Consider the following 18,994-nt stretch of genomic DNA (forward strand, 5'->3'; position numbering starts at 1 on the left):
GTGGGCCGGCTCGCGGTCGAAAAACAGGTGGAGGACCTGGCAGTGCTGGCAGATGTCCCCGGCACACGCCTGGTGATCGTGGGCGACGGCCCGCAGCGGCCGGCCCTCGAAGCGGCGCTGCCGGACGCGGTGTTTACCGGTTTCCTCGGCGGCGAGGAGCTGGCCCGGGCGGTCGCATCCTTCGACCTGTTCGTGCACCCCGGCGAGTTCGAGACGTTCTGCCAGACCATCCAGGAGGCCATGGCATCGGGCGTTCCGGTGGTGGCCACGGGCCGCGGCGGCCCGCTGGACCTGGTCGAAAACTCCCGCACCGGCTGGCTGTATAAGCCGGGCGACCTGGCCGGGCTGCGGGCACGCGTGATGGACCTGATGGGCGACGACGCCAAGCGCCGCGCGTTCGCCGCGGCGGCCCACGCCTCGGTCCAGGGCCGGACGTGGTCAGTCCTCGGCGCCGAACTGGTCCAGCACTACAAAGAGGTGGTCGACGTCGACGCCGCCAAGGCGGTTCAGCGACGCCGCGGCGGCAGGCTTCCCGCGGCCTGAACCGGCTGAGCCCTTCCGCCGGGGTCGGCCCGCCTGACGCCGCCAAGGCTGTCTTTTCCCACCGCTCCGATGTGTCCCTGGCCAATCCGTGGGGCCCGCCGGTGGTGGGCTGGAAGAAAGTCGCTGAGGCCCTCGATGCCGCGGCTGCCCGGTTCCGAGACGGAGAACTCACCGCCGTGGATCCCGTGACCCGGCATGTCACGCGCCATCTCGTCCCTGGACCTGCGGGTGACCAGCATTTATCGCCCCGAAGGCACCACCTGGGCGCTCGTGCACCGCCACGCGGACCCGATCCCCACACAGCCGGGACGCTGAACAGGCCAACCATCCCTACACATTGTCGTCACCCCCTGACGCGGGTGACGCGGCGCGCGCCCCGCACCACATATGATGCAGAAGGCGCAGCCGCCCTGCCTTCGGAATCATGCGTGGTGCGGCGGCTGCATTTTCCGTATCCGTCGCTTGGGGGCAGGCAAACACTTTGGACGCTGATTTCGCACAAGTATTGCTGGAGCACAGCCCGGACGCGCTGCTGCTGCTCGACCCGGACGGGACCATTTCCTTCCTGAACCTGGCCGCGGAGCAGCTCTTCGGCTACCCCCGCGCGCGGCTCCTCGGCGCCGACTCCGGCCTCCTGCTGGCCGAGACCTGGCGTGAGGATTTCCGCGCCGCCCTGGCCGGCGTGGGCGCCTCCGCCACCGACGGCTTCCGCACCCTGACCGGTTCCGGCCGCCGCTCCGACGGCACCGAACTCCGGGTCGAGATCACCTGCTCGCTGGTCCCGGCCGGCCCGGAGTCCGACCCCACAAGGCAGCCCGTCGCACTGTCGGTCCGCGGTATCAGCCACCGGACGGACCCCCCGCCCGCCGCCGTCCCGGAGAACGCCGCCGGTTCAGCCGCCCCAGCAGGAGCCGCGGCGCACCGCCGTCGTACTGCTGCTGCTTCTGCTGCTTCTTCCCCTGCGGGGGCTGCCGCGTTCGCCGAGCACGATGACCAGCTCAAGGCCGGGGTGCTGCGTGATCCGCTGACCGCGCTTCCCAACGGGACCCTGTTCAACGAGCGGCTGGCCGCGGCGCTGCGTCGGGCGGATCCGGTGGACATCCTGCTGCTGGACCTGGCCGACGTCGGGAACCTCAAGAACACGCTGGGGTGTTGTGCCGCCGATGAGCTCCTGGTGGAGGTCGCGGGCCGGCTGCGCAACTGCGTCCGCCCGCAGGACACGGTGGCCCGCCTCGGCGGGGACGAATTCGGGGTGCTGCTGACCGATTGCCTCAACGCGGACGCGGTGGCCGCGCGGGTCGCCGCGGCCGTGCAGGAGCCGCTGCTCGTCCGCGGGACCCTGGTGCGGCCCGGCGTGAGCATGGGGCTGGCCTCCCGTACCGGCCAGACTGCGGAGGGCGCGGAACTGCTGCGGCAGGCCGATGCGGCCATGACCGCGGCGAAGACAGGCGGCCCGGGCACGTGGCTGCGCTTCCTGCCGGCGATGCTGAACACTGCGGCGCACCGGCCCGACGGCGGGACCGGGCTCCGGCGCGCCGTCGAGCTGGGCCAGATCTCGGTGCACTACCAGCCGGTGGTGTCCGCCAGGCTTGGCTCGGTAGTCCGGTTCGAGGCCCTCGCGCGCTGGGAACGGCGCGGCCGGCTGGTCCCGCCCGACCAGTTCCTGCCGGCGGCGGAGCAGAGCGGGCTGATCCGCGAAATCGGCGACGAGGTCCTGCGCCGCGCCTGCGCCGAAATCGGGCCCTGGCTGACCGGCGATGCCGCCTGCAGCGTCGCGGTGAACGTCTCGGGCCTGCAGTTCCAGCACCGCGACTTCGGCACGGACGTGCTTGCGATCGTGGCGTCCGCCGGGGTGGATCCGCGCCAGCTCATGCTGGAACTGACCGAGAGCGTGTTCTTCGACGCCGACTCGGACGTGCTGCGCCAGCTGCGCCAGCTGCGGGGGGCCGGCGTGCGGATCGCGATGGACGACTGCGGCCCCGCGTCCCTGGACGGGCTCAGGGAGCTGCCGCTGGACGAGGTCAAGATCGACCGCTCGTTCGTCGCGATGATCAGGACCGGCCAGGAACAGCTGCCGTTTTTCACCACGATGATCACCGCCGCCCACGGCCTGGGCCTGTTGGTCACGGCCGAGGGCATCGAGACGCCGGCCCAGGCCAAGTACCTGATGGACCGGTGCTGCGATTCCCTGCAGGGCTATCTGTTCGCCAGGCCGGCCCCGGCGGGTGAGCTGGCCGGGACGATGGAAAGTGCCCTGGACGCGATCGACAGGGTCGAGCGGCCGCGCTGAGTTCGGCGGTTAATACTGTCGTTCAGGCCCCTGGTCCTATCTGATGAGCGGCCTCAATAGTTGTTCCATCTTGGTCTGGAGGTAGCGCTGGCCCGGCCCGCTGGGGTGGTCGCCGTCCGGCCCGATCAGTTCGTCAGCATGATCCATGATCCATCGATCCGCTATCGGATCGACAAATTGCGCTCCCGCCTGGAGTGCGGCCGCCTGGTCTTGATCACGCACCTCGAGGCGTTCGGGCTCGGGAAAGTCTGAATAGGAGGGCGGTCCGACCACCACAAGTGCGGCCTGAGGCGCCTTGGCCCTGGCAGACGCGAAGGCATCGGCCGCGGCCCGCCTCACGTCTGCGGCGGCAAATCCCATATCGTTTTCGGAACCGAAGAAGACCACCACCTGCGTCTGAGCAGTGACGGCGGCGGCGACCTGCGACCCAAAGGTCGCGCCATGTTCGCCCACACTGACGTAACCGCTGCCGTTCTGTGCAGCGTTGACCAACTCCGGCCCAACATCACTGAATTGGTGGTTGTTATTGATGAGATTTGGCCATGCGTCCCCGGGAGAGGTTCCGCGACCGGTGCTCAGGGAATCCCCGATGATGACCACCTGCATGCGGGTGGCACTGAATGCCCGGGTGAACGTGGTTGCCGGGGGGCCGGACGCCGTCTGGCCGGCCACGAGGGCGGCACAGACCACCAGCACGGCGCATAGCCGTTGTTTGGATACTTGCACTGTGGCCCTCAGCTTCCCAAGCCTTTCTCCGGACGAATGTCCTGTTTCCCGTCCTCCGCGGCGCAGATCAGCGCGGCGGTCCGGCGGCCCATGCGGATGGCGCCGTCCACGTGCTGGTAGCCCTTCCCCGCAAGGTCGCTGCAGGAGAAGTGGATCGGCCCGACCGGTTGCCGCTGGTCCGCGCCGTAGCGGGACAGGCCGCCCAGATCGAAGCTTGCGGCGTAGGCTCCGCGCGTCCATTCCTCGGTCCCCCAGTGGGCGGCGGTGAGGCCCGAGGCGCCGGCGCCGATGATGACAACGTCGCGGTTCAGGGATGGCATGGTCGGTTCCTTTGGTTGTTGCGTTGGGAGGCGCGCCGGGTCGTGGTGCCGGATTGTCATTCCGGGACGACCAGCGCGGAGGGTTTCGCCGCGGAAGAAGCCGGGTTTGACTTTGGCCGTCACCAGCATGACCACGATGCCCAGGAGCAGGATGCCGATGCCGATGATGAAAACCAGGCCGACACCGAAGAGTTCCGAGCCGCTGCCGAAGGACGGGCTCCAGCTGTCCACCGCTGTTTGGATGAACACCACGGTCAGCAGGATTCCGCCCAGCACCGGGAAGAGCAGCCGCATCACGACATTGCGCAAACTGCCGAGGACGCTCTGCCGGAAGTACCACGCGCAGGCGAAGGCGGTGAGCGCATAGTAGAAGCAGATCATCAGGCCCAGGGACAGGATGGTATCGCTGAGGACGTTGTCACTGAGCATGCGCATCACGGCGTAGAACCCGCCGGAGATGCCGCCGGCCGCGAGAGTGGCGAATCCCGGCGAGCCGAAACGCTTGCTCACGGTGGCGAAGCGCGCCGGCAGCGCCGCATAGTGGCCCATGGCCAGCAGGCTGCGGGCAGGGGAGGTCATCGTGGACTGCAGCGAGGACGCCGTGCCGGAGAGCACGGCCAGGGACATCAGGATGGCAAGCGGTCCCATCACCGGTGAGGCGAGCACGGCGAAGACGTTCTGTTGGTTGTCCGGGTTGCTCAGCCCGGTTCCCTCGCCGCCGACCCCGGCGAACATCATGGTCGCCACGATGACGGCCAGATAAATACCGAGCACGGCGACGGCGGTCAGTGTCCCGGCCTTGCCGGCGGTTTTCTTCCCGTTCCTGGTTTCCTCGTTCACGGTCAGGCAGACATCCCAGCCCCAGTAGACGAACACGGCCAGCGACATGCCCGCGGCGAACTGGCCGAAGCTTTGGATTTTGGTGGGGTCCAGCCACTCCCAGCTGAACGGGATGGCGGTCGCGGAGCCGCCCGAGGTGGCATTCACCACGGCCATCACGGCGAAGAGCCCGAGCACCAGCACCTGGAAGCCCACCAGGCTGTACTGGACCAGTTTGGTGGCGTGCAGGCCGCGGTAACTGACCCACACGGCCAGTGCCACGAACACCAGGCAGGTCGCGATGTTGAGCGGTTTGTTGTGCGTCAGATCCGCCAGCGCCGGATTGCCGAAAGCCTGCGCCAGGAAGAGGTAGAAGAAATCGACCGCCACCCCGGCCAGGTTGGACAGGACGATGATATTTGCCGCCAGCAGCCCCCAGCCGCCCATCCAGCCGATCCAGGGGCCGAAGGCCTTGGTGGACCAGGTGAAGGTGGTGCCGCTGTCGGGCGAGTCCGCGTTCAGCTCCCGGTAAGCAAACGCGACCAGGATCATCGGAATGAAGGCGACCAGGAAGATGGCCGGCAGCTGCGGTCCTACCTGGTTCACCGTCGGGCCGAGGCTGCTGGTCAGGCTGTAGGCCGGCGCAACGGAGGAGACGCCCAGGACGACGACGGCCAGCAGGCCGAGCTGGCCGCCCTTGAGGCCTTTTTTGGTGATGCCATGGGCGCTTCCTGCTGCGTCATGGATCCGGTCGCTGTGCAGGTTGTGGCCCGCGGCGTCGGCCGCGGATGGGCCGCGGCGTGTTATCTGGCCCATGTTAGAACCCTTTCGAAGGAACCCGTGGTTCCTGTTGGGTGATGCAGTGGATGCCGCCGCCCCGGGCAAAGAGCTCGCGTGCGTCAACGCTGACGACGCGCCGGCCCGGATAGGCTTCGGCAAGGATGGCTACAGCTTTGTCATCCATCGGATCTGCAAAGCTGCAGGCGATGACTCCTCCGTTGACCACGAGGTGGTTGATGTAGCTGTAATCCACATACCCCTCCTCGTCAGTGATGGCCTCCGGTGCCGGAACTTCGATGATGTTCCAGCTGCGGCCGGCCGCGTCCCGGGTGGTCCCCAGGAAGTCGATGAGCTCCGCGGTGACTGCGTAGTCCGGGTGTCCCGGATCAGTCTGGCGGTGCACCAGCAGCGTTCCCGGGGATGGGATGGCGGCGACGATGTCCACGTGGCCCCGCGTGCCGTACTTTTGCGAGTCCCTGGTCAGCCCGCGGGGAAGCCAGATAACCTTTGTTGCGCCAATCGTTCGGGCCAGTTCGGCTTCGACGTCGGCCTTGCTCAGGCCGGGATTGCGCTGCGGGTCCAGCTGCACGGTTTCGGTGACCAGCACCGTCCCCTCGCCGTCGACCTGGATACCGCCGCCCTCATTGATCAGTGGCGATGCGACGCACTCGGTCCGCGTCCATTCGGCCACCTTGCCCGCGACCAGGGTGTCCTTGTCCCATTCAGCCCAGTCCTGTTGGCCCCAGCCGTTGAAGACCCAGTCAACGGCGCCCAGCCGGGGAGCCTGGCCGGCTGCGCCGCCGTCGTCGATGACGAAGGTGGGCCCGATGTCACGCATCCACGCATCGTTCAGCGGCGCGACCTTGAGCTCCACCGCGGGCGAGAGGTATGCCCGGGCTGTTTCGACGTCCTGCGGGTCGACCACCATGGTGACCGGTTCGAAGCCGACGGCGGCGTTGGCGACCGCCGCCCAGGTGGACCGGGCCGCGTGGGCCTGCCCCGCCGTCGAGCCCAGGGCATAGCCCCCGGGCGGGAAGGCCATCCAGATCCGTGACTGCGGCGCTGTTTCCGCCGGCATCCTCCAGGCCACGGCTACACGGTCCGTCGAAGATCAGCGGATTCCGTCGCGGAGACCGCGCCGCCGTACGGGGCATTTTGGCGTACCGGGTCGGTCAGCCGGGAATACGTCTCGGGACGGCGGGTCGTGAGGAAGGGGAACAGGTCGAGCCAGTCGCTGCGTTGCTGAAGGTCCAGGTCTGCAACCAGCACGGCGGACTGATCCCTCGGGGCCTGGACGAGAACGCGCCCGTAGGGATCGGAGATGAAGGAGGACCCGTAGAAAGAGACATTGCCCTCGTCGCCCCAGCGGTTGGGGACCACCATGAACAGGCCGTTGGCGATGCCGTTGCCCACGATGACCTGCTGCCACAGCGGCTGCGTGTCGAAGTCGGGGAAGGAGGGTTCGGAGCCGATGGCCGTCGGATAAACCAGCAGCTCGGCGCCGCCCAGCGAGTACATCCGTGCAAGTTCGGGGAACCATTCGTCCCAGCAGGTGGGCATGCCCAGGCGTGCGCCGCCGAGCTCGGCCGGGGCGTGGACCTCGTACGCGTCGGTGGCGTCCGGACCCTGGCGGAAGTACTTGTCCTCGTAGTAGCCGGCCGTCACGGGAATGTGCAGCTTATGCGTGCGGGCCAGCAGCTCTCCGGACGGCGAGACGAGGATGGCGGTATTCAGGCCCAAACCGTCGGGGCCGTCCGCCCGCTCGTAGAGGGAGGCATGGACGCAGATGTTATTGGCGCGGGCAGCCTCGGCGGCAAAGGCGAAAGTCGGACCGGTGAGCAGGTCCTCCGCCTTGGCTGACGGGATCGATTCCGGCAGCGTGTCCGCCGGGTAGCGGGACAGGGTGAGTTCGGGGAGGAACACCACGGACGCGCCGAGCCGGGCTGCACGGTCAATGCCCTCGTTCAGCTCCGCCTTCGGCGCCGCCGCGTCAGGGTGCCACCGGTGCTGGACGACGCCGACGCGCAACGCTGTGCGCCCGGCATCGCGGATGCGGGCATACGAGGCCGGTGCATCCAGTCTGGTCAGTTCAATCATGGTTACTCCAATGAGACGGGGATCACAAAAAGAATGGTGTTCATTTAGTATGCGGCCGCCTCACCGTCCCTCGCAAGAGATAAAACGAATTTCGTTCGTTATTATCTTGTACAACGTCTACGGAGGATCCTCACGGCATGTCCCCATACCTCGAAGCTCTCCCCTGCGGTGATCGCCGGGCCAGCGCCGGCACTGGTCGAGGCCGGTCCGTGGCGATCGCCGCCATCGCCCGGAAACACCGCAACACCCTCGCCAGCCACCCGCGGCTGATCATCGAGGGTCCACGGCGACAGGCCGCGCGCGGCACCGGCCCGCAAACCCCGACACCAGGAGTTGCTGCATGACCGTATCAGCCAAGTCGGCACGTCAACGGCCCGCGGGTCGGCCCCACCGCAACGTTCTTTCCAAGGAGCTCATCACCCGCGCGGCGCTGAAGCTGATCGCAGCGGACGGCTATGCAGGGCTGACCATGTCTGCGCTGGCCGGCCGTCTGAACGTCGTTGCGTCCTCCCTCTACAACCACGCAAAATCAAAGCAGGAAGTCCTCCTGTGGGTCGAGGACCACATCATGTCCATGGTCGATGTCAGCGGCTTCGCCACGGCGCCCTGGGACGAGGCGGTGCGCCGCTGGGCCTGGTCCTATCGGGGCGTCTTCGCCGAGCACACCCCGCTCATTCCGGTCATCGCTGTATTGCCGGTCACTGGTGCGCCGGAAACCCTCACCATGTATGAAGCCTGTACCGCCGGGTTCAGAAAAGCAGGCTGGCCCGAGCCGCTGATTGTCCCCGCGCTGGTTGCCCTGGAATCATTTATTTTCGGCTCGGCCATCGATGTCACCGCCCCGGAGAACATCTTCGGTCCCGGAGCATGGGCAGAATCAACCCCGTTGTTCACTTCAGCAGTTCGCAACCAGCTGCGCAGCCCGGAGATGGGCAGGGCCGACATCGCGTTCAGCATGGGCTTGGAGGCTCTCATCGCCGGTCTCAAGGCCGGTCTCAAGGCCCAGAACGACGCGATCGACAGCGAACGCACATAGAGGCGCTGCATGCCGTCCGGGGTGCCGTGCCCGGCACGTTCGGACAGGAGGGTCCAGGAGTTCTTGCGTTCCTCATCCGAGAGCAGTCCGCGCACATACGCCATGGCACTGCAGTATTTAGGCCCGGTCGCCGAGCTTGTCGAGGTCCCGGCTGACCATTTCCTCGCTGCGGTCCCACAGCTCCCGCGCCAGGTCCGCGTCGTAGGCCTGCTTGTTGGCCTTCGCCAGCGCCCGCTTGGCGTAGTACGCGCCGGAGACCCAGTCCTGCCCGGGCTTTGCCGTGGCGAGCCAGACGAGGGTGTCCGCGCCCTGTTCCGGGCTCAGCAGGAACCGGTTGAGGAAGGTCTTGTACGCGTGCCGCATGGGGCTCGTGGACGCGGCCGCGAAGTTGGTGGCCACCACGCCGGGGTGGAAGGCCGCCGTCGTGATTCCCTCGGCGCCGTAGCGGTGGTGCAGTTCGGCGGTGAAGAGGATGTTGGCGAGCTTGCCGGTGCCGTAGGCGCGGTTGGTGGAGTAGTTCCGCGCGGAGTGGAGGTCGTCCAGGTCCAGCCGGCCGAAGCCGTTGGCGGCGCTGGAGGTGTTGATGACGGTCGCATTGCTGGCTGTGAGCACGTCCATCAGCTCGGTGGTGAGCAGGAACGGGGCGAGGTGGTTGACCTGGAAGGTCAACTCGCAGGCGTCCACGGTGAGTTCGCGCTGGCCCATGATCCCGCCGGCGTTGTTGGCCAGGACGTCGATCCGCGGGTACTTCTCCAGCAGCTGCGCGGCCAGGGTGCGCACCTGGGAAAGGTCCGCGAAGTCGCTGACGAAATAGTCCGCACCGATTTCTGCTGCGATCCGCTCGGTTTTTTCCGCGGAACGCCCGACGACGACGACCCGCTCCCCCTGTTTGCCCAGGGTCCGTGCGGCGGACGCGCCGATGCCGTCGCTGGCTCCGGTGATGACGATGGTGCGTGCGGTCATGAAGTGTCCTTCGAAGGGAGGCAGTGGCGACCTTGTCCAAACCGAACAGGTCCCGCCCGCACAACGAGGTCCGGCCGGGTTATGTTCCCCGGCCGGACCTCGCCGCTCCGGTATTGACCGGATATTCCGGGCGGCTACAGCCTCAGGGCCGGCCGCAGGCTCAGCGCCGTCCCGGCGTTGAGCAGCTTGGGCCCGATGCCCAGCATTTCTTCGGTTGTCCGCAACAGCGAGTAATGGCTGTAGGAACCCTGGATAACAGTGCCCGGGACCACAGACGGAGCCACCACGAAGTTGGGCACCGGAGTGTCTTCGTCGAAAACCACGAAGATCGCTGTTCGTCCGCCCTGGTAGCTTTGACTGGCCAGGATGACCGGCAGCCACTGGGAAAGCCAGGTGTCGCCCGTGGCGACGCTGCAGTCGTGCATGTCATTGCAGAGATTCGGGACGAGGAAGGAGAAATTCGGCAGGGTGTTGTTGGCGAGGTCCCTGGCCAGGTTTCCCGAACTGGTAGTGCCCATCGGCACGTTGTTGGTGGCGCAGGCGGCCCTGTCCCCCGGCCCCTGGTAATAGATTTCGGGGTTGTGCCGCTCTGCATACAGGCCCGACGCGCCCAGTTGGCAATTCGATGGCATGGATTCCATGTAGCTCTTCTCCGACTGGCCCGTTGCCCTCACCTGCCGGAAGATGTTGTCGGCCGTGATGGGCGGCAGGCCGCTGGGGTTCGAATCGGAAGTCACACCCTGGGTACTGCCCGATGTCATGGCCAGATAGCTCGGCAGTGAGGGCAGGCCCAGACCGGCGTCACTCCAGGTGGACACCGAGGCGCACTGCTTCGCGGTCTGCGTCATGTACGGCGCGCTGGCGTTCCCGATGACCTGCGAGTATGTCTTGTTCTCGAAGAGCACCCAGATGACGTGGTCGTAGGTGGCCGGCGGTGTAGACGTCTTGCCACAGGGGTTTACCGGCGGCGGCGGTGGCGGCGGCGGGGGTGGGGGTGGCGGCGGAGGTGGCGGCGGCGTTGCATTCGTAGTCAGGATGAGCTGCGGCCGCTGTGTGGCGGTCGAAGTCTCCTTCGAGCTATAGATGACGCCATCGGAGGACGTGTTGCTGATGCGGAAGGAGTACGTGCCGTCGCCCTTGATGACGCTGGACAGGTCAAACTCCACAACCGTGTTGTCGGCTACAGCACCCTTTGAGGCCACCACCGTGGTTTCGGCGACCGGCGCGTTGTTGAACGTCACCGTGTTTTCGCTCCAGGCGTTGTTCAGTACCCGGCGGATCTGGCCACCCGAGTTGGACGGATCAGTCGCGAATAGCCTGAGTTTGGCGCCGGTTACGGTGCTGCCCGCGGTCCCGGTCACCGTGAACTTGAAGAACACCATCTCGACCGGCGAGTTATCGGCCTTCAGGCCGGTTGCCGTGCGGAAGTTAATGGTGGGACTGTCACGCTTCACCACGGCATCCGCGGTGGCAGGAAAGGTCAGCGTAGCGGCCTCCGCCGGGCTCCCGACGAGGGAAACTCCGGCCGCCAGCAACAGCGCGGTTCCCACGGAGATCCATCGGTGCCGCCACGACGCGCGGCTAAGCCGTAGCCTCCTGGTGTCGTTCCTGCCGGACGCGAATCCAGGTTTGGGTCTCATCGTGGGGCCTCCTAGGTCCTATCCACGCACCCCCCGATGCTGCTGGCTGCGCTTAACAGTCCGCAGGGCTCCAAACGCTATCCGCCAAAACACCCACAGGAATTGCTCGTGCGCGGATTCTGTGGGTTTGATGTGGGTTGACTGTGGGTTTTGTGGGTTAAATGTGGGAGAGCCCCAACCGTGTGGCTGGGGCTCTTCTGACGCTCGCTCACGTCCTGCCGGTTCGGGGTCGACGCTCCCTGACCCCCGCAACGATCAGTGTGCACGAAGCCAAATATTTTGGAAAGAGCAACGCACGAAGCCGCCGTTCTCTCATTGCGTCCGTCCCGGCCCCCGGGCCGCATCGTGCAGTTGGTGACTGTTGCGACCAGCACCGAGCCAGGTATGGACCACGAACTCACCTTCCATCGTGAACGACCGGCTAGCCCCTGGTCGACGTCATCAACACCCTCAACGACATCACCTCGCGCGGGATCCGGCTGCACTCGATCATGGACGGCGTAGACCCTTCCACGTCCCACGGCCGGCTCCAACTCGCCCTCTTCGCGAGCCTGGCCCAGTACGAGCGGGAGCTCATCCTCGAACGGGTCCGTGCCGGGGTCATGGCCGCCCAGGCCCGCGGGGTCGACACGGCTCGCCGTGTCACTGGGAGGGCTCATTGGCGGCCGCACATATTCTCGAGGGATGGATACCGAGTTGATGGAGGAACTGGAAGGCCAGACCTCCATCAACGAGCTCCTCGGCGAGCCCATCCGGATTCGCACGATCCAGATGGAACTACCGATCCCGGGCTGCCCGCGCCCGGTGGCCAGTACGGGCAAAGCCCGCACGACCAGGCCCGAAGACGGAGCCGCCGGCTCCTCCCCGGGTAGCGCCAGCTGCCAGGATGCCCACACGCAAGGGACAAGCAGGTAGCCAACGCCCCGGGGACGAGTAGTCACCACTCCTGAGCTGGAAACTCAGGTCCGGTTAGTCAACGCCCCCGGCGGCGTCTACGAACCCGGCGCTGATGCCGGGCTACTACGCAATGATCAAGAACGTGCTGCCTGGCACGCACACGCTGAATTTCACCGGGACACTCAATGGCCTGACCATCAATTCGACCTACATCCTGACCGTCACGCCATAGGGGCGCCATCCGTTCCAAGAGGCCGCCGGGCCCGCCGCTGATGGCGGCCTCATCGCGGACAAGGAACGATGTCAATCCGGTGCTGGCAGATCCGGCGTAGTCGCAGAAACCGTGACTGGCGTCAGCACCAGGTCCGTGACGGCCGCACCGGACGAACCGGGCCGGGTGCATCGCCGTAGAACGACGCTGGTGCCTGACGCCTCAAAACTGCGCGGGCTTCAGTTGGCTCAGGACGGCCGGCATGTAGCCGTCGATGTAGCCGGTGGCGTTGGGATGGAAGTTAGAGTCCGCCGTCGGATTGGCCCGGTCGAATGTCACCCAGGGATCGGACGTGTTTGATTCATGGCCGGCGAACTTACCGGCCACGTCCACGTACTGGGTCTTGGCGCCTTGCCCGGCTGCAGTCCCGGCAGCCTGGGCGAGCACGGCGTTCAGCTTGTCTGTGCCCGTGTTGACCAACTGCTGATTGGCCGGTGTCAGGATGGTCGGGATGCCGCTGGACGGTGCGAAGAAATGAACGTAGCCGACGACCCCGATTGTGGCGTTCGGGGCGTGGCTATGAATGGCGTTGTAGGTGCCAACCAGCGCAGGTAGCAGGACCGTCTGCGCTGCGTTCACGGCAGAGTCCACGAAGCCTGCACAGTGCTGGGGGTCGATCGCGCAGCCGCCCAGGACCTGCGAGGCCCCGACGTCTGTGCCCCGGCCGTGATCGTGACCATCCCGGTGCTGGCGCTGAGCTGTCCGCTGGCGGCCAGTGCGTCGATCTGTTCGGCCACCGTGCGGGTCAGATGGTCATAGAAAGGGCTTGACGGTGAGAGGGCAGCTTCGTGGCATGCGGCGTTGGCGACCAGGTTGATGCGGCCGGTGACCCCGAGATCGCCCGGATACCCGGGAGCGCTCTGCCAGCACGGGAGGCCCGCGGGCCTGAACTCGGCGCCTGACCCCGTCCCCGCCGTGAAGGAGTCACCGATGGCCACGTAGGCCACCTTCGCTGCCGGGGCAGCCTGGGCCGGTGCGGCGGTGAGCCCGGCAGCCAATGTCAGCGCCGCAGCAACCGCGCCGGTCAGTTTCAGTCGAAATCCGTCCATGACAGTCCATCTCCCCTTGATAGTTTGCCCGGGCGGCCCCTCGGACAGCGAAACGCCTGAAGCCTATGGTCCTGTGACCAACCGCAGACAGTGCCTTTCGGCCCTTGGCGGCTGATGCAAACGTCGTGGGATGCCCTACCAAATTCCTGGGCATCCCGGGCCTGCCGGCGTTCCGGTCATCCTCGAGCTCCGGGGCGGAGCCTGTCAGCCCGTGCGCGTCTTTCCTTCCGGTGGATCCACTCCAAAGTGCGCAGTAGTTTCTGATCTCCCTCGACTACGGCCCCTGCAGACCGGTAGAGTTCCCGCATCTGTTCCGGACATTTCTTGGGGGCCATCGTGTTTAAAGGAATCAGCAGGATGACAGGTGCTGTGGCGGGGCTGGTGCTTTCGCTCGGCCTGATCGCACCGTCCGTGCCGGCAGTGGCCTCGCAGGGCTACGACATCGATTCCGCCTCCAGCCTGCAGGTGGCGGTCAACAAGCACCGGCAGCTGAACCCGGCCGCATATGTGCCGGTGCCGCTGGTCAGGGTCCAAGGAGAACAGTTGCGGGCGCAGGCCGCGGACGCCTACAAGCAGTTTGCCAAAGCCGCCAAGGCGGCCGGCGTGAACATCATGCCGATCAGCGGCTACCGTTCGTTCAGCCAGCAGGCCAGCCTCTATGACAGCTACGTGCGCCAGTACGGACAGGCGACGGCGGATACCTTTGCCGCCAGGCCCGGCTACAGCGAACACCAGACCGGCCTGGCGATGGACATCGGCAATGCCAGCGGAATCTGCGCACTGCAAGCCTGCTTCGCAAATACCCCGGCGGGGAAGTGGGCGGCTGAGCACGGCTGGGAGTACGGATTCATCATCCGATATCCGGCCGGTGCCGAGGCCACTACCGGCTACACCTACGAGCCATGGCATCTGCGCTACGTGGGACCGGACCTTGCCCTGGATATGAAAAGCACCGGCGTTGCCACCCTTGAGGATTACTTCGGTCTGGAAGCGGCCCCGGATTATCTCCCAAAATAGATTCTCTTCCCCGTCACCCTAAGACCGCGATCATGTATCTGGCGCTGATCCCGCAGTTCATCCATCCCGCAGCGGGGAACGTGATGCTGCAGGGATTCGTCCTCGGTGGTGTGCAGATCGCCGTCAACATGATCGTGAACGCTGCAATCGTTCTTGCTGCGGGCGGTATCGCAGTGTTCCTGCATGGTCGTCCGTCATGGACTAAGTGGCAGAGATGGGTGACCGGCACGCTTCTCGGAGCCGTCGGCGTGAAACTCGCCATCGACGCGCCTGCCTCGGCAACCACGTAACCACGGACCGCTCAAGGTTCCCCTTCTGACGACGCAGCGACCTCGTGTCCTGAAAACGTCGGTGGGTCCCGATCTGTGCGCAACGTGGGGATGCGCAACTTTGTGGCGTGAACCATTGCTTGATACGCCATCTGAAGTTGCACATCAACGGCGTCGCATGGGACCCAGGAGCGATGTGGCTGACGGATTCGCTTGGAGCTGTCGATTCGCGGTCTGTTCGATCGTCTTAATCATGAAAAGCTCACGCGACCACATGAAAGGTGGGAATGGCAATGGGTATGCAACGGACGCTGGTGACGGATCTGGAGATCGGGGAGTCGCCGCGGTGGCATGACGGTCGATTGTGGCTGGCCAACTGGGGCACACAGGAGGTTCTCACGGTCAGCGCCGACGGCAGCACGAGAGTCGTCGCCCGGGTGCCGACATCCATCCCATACTCGATCGATTGGCTGCCGGATGGGCGGCTCCTTGTCGTCTCGGGCCAGGAGGCGAAGCTGCTGCGGCAGGAGGGCGACGGTTCGCTGGTGACCCACGCAGATCTCAGCGATATCGGCGATGTCTTCAACGAGATCGTCGTCGATCGCCACGCAGAGCCTACGTCAACGGAGGCAGCATCGCGCTCGTCTTACCTGACGGATCGGCACGCCTGGTAGCTGAGGATCTCGCGTTCGGAAACGGCATGGCCATCACCCCGGATGAGTCGACATTGATCGTCGCGGAGTCACACGGTGGGCGGCTTACCGCGTTCGACATCGCGGATGATGGTGGGCTGTCGAATCGCCGGGTGTGGGCGGACCTCGGCGACGGCGCACCGGACGGCATCTGCGTCGACGCGGATGGCGCGGTCTGGTACGCGGACGTGCCACACCGGTGGTGTGTTCGGGTACGCGAGAGCGGCGAGGTCGTGCAGACCGTCGACGTCGACCGCGGATGCTTCGCCTGCATGCTCGGTGGGGATGACGGCTTGACACTGTTCATTCTGGCGGCGCAGTGGCGCGGCTTCGAGCATATCTTCGAGGTGCCGGGGACCGGTGTGGTCATCGCGGTGGATGCTCCGGCGCCGGCAGCCGGCCGCCCGTAGGACCGGCCGCGATCGGGTCCGTTACAGATTCGCACCGTTCGCGAACGCACGGTGGAGAGTGTCTTTCAGCGTCCCGCTCCCGGCGAAAGTCCGATACCAGCGTCCCAGCGGTCGGCCGGCTCAAAGTGCGCCCGTATGTCGTTCCTGTTACGGACGGGTGACCGCTGCGTACAGGACTCTGGACTTTGAGTGGGGTTTCATCGGGCACTCTAGTCGTGCAGGACTATTTGGTAGAGGTTGTGGTCTTGCCATTTCCCGGCAATCTGCAGGTACCGTGGTGCCATCCCAATCTGTTGGAAGCCGGCCTTCTGTAGCACCCGCTGCGAGCCAACGTTATCTAGGAGAGTGCTCGCCTCTATGCGGTGCAGTCCGAGTTCGTCACGGGCCGTTTCGACGAGCGCCTGGACTGTAGCTGATGCCAGCCCGCGGCCTGCGCACTTGCTATCCACCCAGTAGCCCAGCCCTGCGCTCTGGAAGGGGCCGCGCACGATTCCGGCCAGATTAATCGACCAACGAGGGTATCGCTGGCAAATAGGCCAAGGGGATACCCCGTGCCAGCTTCATTGGCGGCAAGGCGGCTGGCAATGTCGGCGGCCTGCCATGCCTCGGTGTAGTATTCCGCGGGGCGTACTGGTTCCCACCGAGACAAATATTCACGGTTGCGCACATACGCGGCGGCAAGCGCTGCCGCATCGCTCAGGCGCGGTACACGCAGGCTGAGGTCTTTACTAATCTGGCGTGATTCAAACACCCAACAACACTACGCACGAACTTCGATTACGTTGACCATTAGATATTGCCGTCTCGACATCTAATGCTGAAAGTGTTGAGACAACGAATGCGAAAGATTACGGACTTGTGGCGGAGCAACTGAATGTTGTCCCGCTCAAGGTCATTCGGACACGAACTTCGGGCTGTGGGTGACGGTGAGGTGATGCACCATAGGACCCCTCTCGATTTAGGTCAGAACGGATATGACCAAGGCACCCGTGACAAGGCTGTTTAGGCATGCACGCATGATTACTGGGGCCCATAGGGGCTGCCCCGAGTCAACAAAACTCGGGGCAGCCCGTCGGCTATTGCCATTTCTGTGTGACGTCCGCGGGCTCGACAGTGGACGTCACGTACTTCGGGCGCCCGGCTGGCCGATAGGTCTGGATGGTGACGCCGCCGGGGGTGGTCCGAGAGTTGACCAGGTCAAGCGCGAGGTCCGGGCCCGACTCGGGGAACAGCCGTGCGCCCTGCCCACGATGACGGGATAGGTAACCAGGTCTAGCTGGTCGACCAGGTCGTGGGCCAGCAGCCACCGGACCAGGACGCCGCTGCCGGGCACCAGCAGTTCGCCATCGTGATGCGCCGTCAGGCCACGGATGGCCGTGGCGAGTTCCCCCGTCAGGACAGTCGTGTCCGCCCATTGCGGATCAGTGAGGGTGGTCGACGCCAGATACTTGGGCCGGCTGTTCAGCGCGGCGGCAATCGGGCTCATGCTCGGGTCGGCCATTGCTCCCCAGGAGCCGGCGAAGATCTCGTACGTCCGGCGGCCGAAGAGGAATGCGTCCGCGCCGTAGACCTGGTCGAGGTACTGCCCGGTCTCGGTGTCGACAAGGGGTATGGCCCATCCGCCGCGATCGAAGTCGCCGCGGCGATCCTCGTCAGGTCCTCCCAACCCCTGCATCACGCCGTCCACGGTGACGTTGGTCGTCGTCGTTAATTTCATGTTCATGATCCCTTCTTCCCTGTGTGAACACTGGCATCAGCGACGAAGATTCTTGGACCGTCGATGGGCTCGCCTTGTATTGTTTGTTCACCTCTTCAACGAACGCCCCTGCCTCAATCCGACGCCGCATCCTCGATTTCTTTCTCGAGTTCCCTGACGCGTCTGTTCTGGGTGCTCCTCCAGCGCGACGGCCGCTAGGCGCCTGCGGGCCCGCACACACCCTGGTTGGAGTTCGGGCAATCCAAGCGGGGGTGTCGGATCGGTGCGACACTCTTCGTAGTACTAATGGGAGGTGGCCGACGGGGTCGCCTCGCAGAAGGAGAACGCAGATGGCACAGTATGCATTGATGGTCTGGGGACCGAGCGAGTACGGCAAGTTCGGCAGCTACGCTACGGCGGAGGAGAACGCGGCCCAGCTGGCGGCCACCGGCGTCTTCACCGCCAAGCTCCGGGAGGAGGGCAGCCTCGTCTTCGTGAATGGCCTTGCCGAGGCGTCGGCCAGCACCGTCGTCGATGGCCGGGGACCCACGCCGATCTTCACCGACGGCCCGTATATGGAGTCGAAGGAGTACATTGCAGGCTTCTGGATCGTCGAGGCCACCGACCTCGACGCCGCACTCAGGCTTGCTGCGGGAGGCTCGCGCGCGTGTCGCCGCAAGGTCGAGGTCCGCCCAATGGCTGGCGAGTGACCGACGCTGCGACCGTCGAGTCTTCCCGCACCCGCGTCCACCACGAGGAATGGGCGCGGGTGGTGGCTTCACTCGCGCGACGGTTCGGGGACCTCGATCTGGCCGAAGAGATGGCCGCCGAGGCATTCGCCACCGGTGGCCGCACGACGGCGTGCCCCCAAATCCAGGCGCGTGGATCACCACCACCGCCAACCGCAAGGCGATCGACCGGCTGCGACGGGAGGCCCTGCGCGACTCGAAGCACAAGGAGGCGCTCGTGCTTCACGAGGACAGACCGGCCGACCCGACCGGCGCGGTCGAAGACGACCGGCTCCGACTGATCTTCACCTGCTGCCACCCTGCCCTCGCGATGGAGTCCCGTGTGGCGCTGACCCTACGCATGGTTGCCGGTCTCACCGTCCCCGAAATCGCCCACGCCTTTCTGGTACAGGAAGCCGCGATGGGTCGGCGCATTACCCGAGCGAAGAGCAAGATCAAGGCCGCCGGAATCCCATACCGCCTCCCGGAAGCCGGGGACCTGCCCGCACGGGTCAACGGAGTGCTTACAGTGCTCTACCTCGTCTTCAACGAGGGCTACCTCGCCTCGGGCGAGCAGTCCGACCCGATCCGTCGCGACCTCACCTCCGAAGCGATCCGGCTAACCCCAATATCGTTCAGTTAATAATTAGTATGTGTACTTGAGGATTTTGGGTGGGTTGCGGATGCTGGGCATGGTGCGCGCGTTTGGCGGCCCATTTGATGACCTTGCGTTTGACTACCCGGGGATTGG

20 protein-coding genes and 2 pseudogenes are annotated in these 18,994 nt (G+C 65.6%); 11 read left to right on the top strand and 11 right to left on the bottom strand.

Translation table 11 applies throughout. The features are described 5' to 3' along the window. Positions 1 to 543, top strand: a 543-nt coding sequence (locus J9611_RS18825; protein WP_211882482.1) for a glycosyltransferase, incomplete at its 5' end; no start/stop codon positions are given. A gap of 481 nt (positions 544 to 1,024) precedes the next feature. Further along, positions 1,025 to 2,833, top strand: coding sequence for a sensor domain-containing protein (locus tag J9611_RS18830; RefSeq protein ID WP_246528053.1), 1,809 nt, complete (start codon positions 1,025 to 1,027; stop codon positions 2,831 to 2,833). Between the two features lie 36 nt (positions 2,834 to 2,869). Here the strand turns inward: J9611_RS18830 and J9611_RS18835 are convergent, their stop codons facing one another. The 5 genes and pseudogenes from J9611_RS18835 to J9611_RS18850 form a co-directional block, all read right to left on the bottom strand. Next, positions 2,870 to 3,439 carry an SGNH/GDSL hydrolase family protein gene (locus J9611_RS18835; protein WP_211882484.1) on the bottom strand — a complete coding sequence of 190 codons (570 nt, stop codon included), beginning with the start codon at positions 3,437 to 3,439 and terminating at the stop codon, positions 2,870 to 2,872. 128 nt (positions 3,440 to 3,567) lie between these two features. Beyond that, the gene (locus J9611_RS22115) at positions 3,568 to 3,939 is read right to left on the bottom strand and encodes an FAD-dependent oxidoreductase (protein WP_307857155.1); all 372 of its coding nucleotides are present in this window, start codon (positions 3,937 to 3,939) and stop codon (positions 3,568 to 3,570) included. Further along, a pseudogene (locus J9611_RS18840) lies at positions 3,931 to 5,514 on the bottom strand (APC family permease); the annotation flags it as partial. The pseudogene J9611_RS18840 and the gene J9611_RS22115, both read right to left, overlap by 9 nt. Position 5,515: 1 nt before the next feature. After that, positions 5,516 to 6,556, bottom strand: coding sequence for an agmatine deiminase family protein (locus tag J9611_RS18845; RefSeq protein WP_211882510.1), 1,041 nt, complete (start codon positions 6,554 to 6,556; stop codon positions 5,516 to 5,518). A 14-nt stretch (positions 6,557 to 6,570) separates the two neighbouring features. Then, a complete protein-coding gene (locus tag J9611_RS18850) occupies positions 6,571 to 7,575 on the bottom strand; it encodes a nitrilase-related carbon-nitrogen hydrolase (protein ID WP_211882488.1) in 1,005 nt (334 codons plus the stop codon). Between the two features lie 340 nt (positions 7,576 to 7,915). Here J9611_RS18850 and J9611_RS18855 point away from each other — a divergent pair, with 340 nt between their 5' ends. Beyond that, positions 7,916 to 8,611 carry a TetR/AcrR family transcriptional regulator gene (locus J9611_RS18855; RefSeq protein WP_211882490.1) on the top strand — a complete coding sequence of 232 codons (696 nt, stop codon included), beginning with the start codon at positions 7,916 to 7,918 and terminating at the stop codon, positions 8,609 to 8,611. Positions 8,612 to 8,728: 117 nt separating this feature from the next. Here the strand turns inward: J9611_RS18855 and J9611_RS18860 are convergent, their stop codons facing one another. Next, positions 8,729 to 9,574: an SDR family NAD(P)-dependent oxidoreductase gene (locus J9611_RS18860; RefSeq protein WP_211882492.1), complete on the bottom strand. Its 846-nt coding sequence runs from the start codon at positions 9,572 to 9,574 to the stop codon at positions 8,729 to 8,731. A gap of 134 nt (positions 9,575 to 9,708) precedes the next feature. After that, entirely contained in the window at positions 9,709 to 11,124 is a 1,416-nt protein-coding gene (locus J9611_RS18865) for a CBM96 family carbohydrate-binding protein (RefSeq protein WP_211882494.1), read from the bottom strand. 530 nt (positions 11,125 to 11,654) lie between these two features. On the opposite strand from J9611_RS18865, the pseudogene J9611_RS22425 reads away from it, so the two are divergent. Both J9611_RS22425 and J9611_RS18875 read left to right on the top strand, forming a co-directional pair. Next, positions 11,655 to 11,828, top strand: a pseudogene (locus J9611_RS22425) (recombinase family protein); the annotation flags it as partial. Positions 11,829 to 11,898: 70 nt separating this feature from the next. Then, positions 11,899 to 12,129 (top strand): hypothetical protein, encoded by a 231-nt coding sequence (locus J9611_RS18875; RefSeq protein ID WP_211882496.1) that lies wholly within the window; start codon positions 11,899 to 11,901, stop codon positions 12,127 to 12,129. Positions 12,130 to 12,544: 415 nt separating this feature from the next. Here J9611_RS18875 and J9611_RS18880 read toward each other — a convergent pair whose 3' ends face one another. Both J9611_RS18880 and J9611_RS18885 read right to left on the bottom strand, forming a co-directional pair. Next, on the bottom strand, positions 12,545 to 12,961 hold the full coding sequence (locus J9611_RS18880; RefSeq protein ID WP_211882498.1) for an SGNH/GDSL hydrolase family protein: 417 nt from the start codon (positions 12,959 to 12,961) through the stop codon (positions 12,545 to 12,547). Then, positions 12,958 to 13,431, bottom strand: a complete 474-nt coding sequence (locus tag J9611_RS18885) for an SGNH/GDSL hydrolase family protein (protein WP_211882500.1) — start codon at positions 13,429 to 13,431, stop codon at positions 12,958 to 12,960. Before J9611_RS18885 ends, J9611_RS18880 begins: the two co-directional genes overlap by 4 nt. A 357-nt stretch (positions 13,432 to 13,788) precedes the next feature. On the opposite strand from J9611_RS18885, the gene J9611_RS18890 reads away from it, so the two are divergent. The 4 genes from J9611_RS18890 to J9611_RS18905 all read left to right on the top strand — a co-directional run bounded on the left by J9611_RS18890 (position 13,789) and on the right by J9611_RS18905 (position 15,819). Next, positions 13,789 to 14,448 (top strand): M15 family metallopeptidase, encoded by a 660-nt coding sequence (locus tag J9611_RS18890; protein WP_211882502.1) that lies wholly within the window; start codon positions 13,789 to 13,791, stop codon positions 14,446 to 14,448. A gap of 32 nt (positions 14,449 to 14,480) precedes the next feature. Beyond that, positions 14,481 to 14,738 (top strand): hypothetical protein, encoded by a 258-nt coding sequence (locus J9611_RS18895; protein WP_211882504.1) that lies wholly within the window; start codon positions 14,481 to 14,483, stop codon positions 14,736 to 14,738. Between the two features lie 266 nt (positions 14,739 to 15,004). Next, entirely contained in the window at positions 15,005 to 15,391 is a 387-nt protein-coding gene (locus tag J9611_RS18900; RefSeq protein ID WP_211882506.1) for an SMP-30/gluconolactonase/LRE family protein, read from the top strand. Beyond that, positions 15,385 to 15,819 carry an SMP-30/gluconolactonase/LRE family protein gene (locus tag J9611_RS18905; protein ID WP_246528058.1) on the top strand — a complete coding sequence of 145 codons (435 nt, stop codon included), beginning with the start codon at positions 15,385 to 15,387 and terminating at the stop codon, positions 15,817 to 15,819. The genes J9611_RS18900 and J9611_RS18905 overlap by 7 nt, the downstream gene beginning before the upstream one ends. A 209-nt stretch (positions 15,820 to 16,028) precedes the next feature. Here J9611_RS18905 and J9611_RS22125 read toward each other — a convergent pair whose 3' ends face one another. Continuing rightward, a complete protein-coding gene (locus J9611_RS22125; protein WP_307857153.1) occupies positions 16,029 to 16,307 on the bottom strand; it encodes a GNAT family N-acetyltransferase in 279 nt (92 codons plus the stop codon). Positions 16,308 to 16,939: 632 nt separating this feature from the next. Continuing rightward, on the bottom strand, positions 16,940 to 17,542 hold the full coding sequence (locus J9611_RS18915) for a dihydrofolate reductase family protein (RefSeq protein ID WP_246528055.1): 603 nt from the start codon (positions 17,540 to 17,542) through the stop codon (positions 16,940 to 16,942). A gap of 323 nt (positions 17,543 to 17,865) precedes the next feature. Between J9611_RS18915 and J9611_RS18920 the strand changes: the two genes are divergently transcribed. Next, positions 17,866 to 18,225, top strand: coding sequence for a YciI family protein (locus J9611_RS18920; protein WP_246528056.1), 360 nt, complete (start codon positions 17,866 to 17,868; stop codon positions 18,223 to 18,225). Between the two features lie 151 nt (positions 18,226 to 18,376). Further along, positions 18,377 to 18,886: an RNA polymerase sigma factor gene (locus J9611_RS18925; RefSeq protein ID WP_307857154.1), complete on the top strand. Its 510-nt coding sequence runs from the start codon at positions 18,377 to 18,379 to the stop codon at positions 18,884 to 18,886. Positions 18,887 to 18,994 lie beyond the last annotated feature (108 nt).

This window comes from Pseudarthrobacter albicanus, assembly GCF_018224015.1.
Lineage (GTDB): Bacteria > Actinomycetota > Actinomycetes > Actinomycetales > Micrococcaceae > Arthrobacter > Arthrobacter albicanus.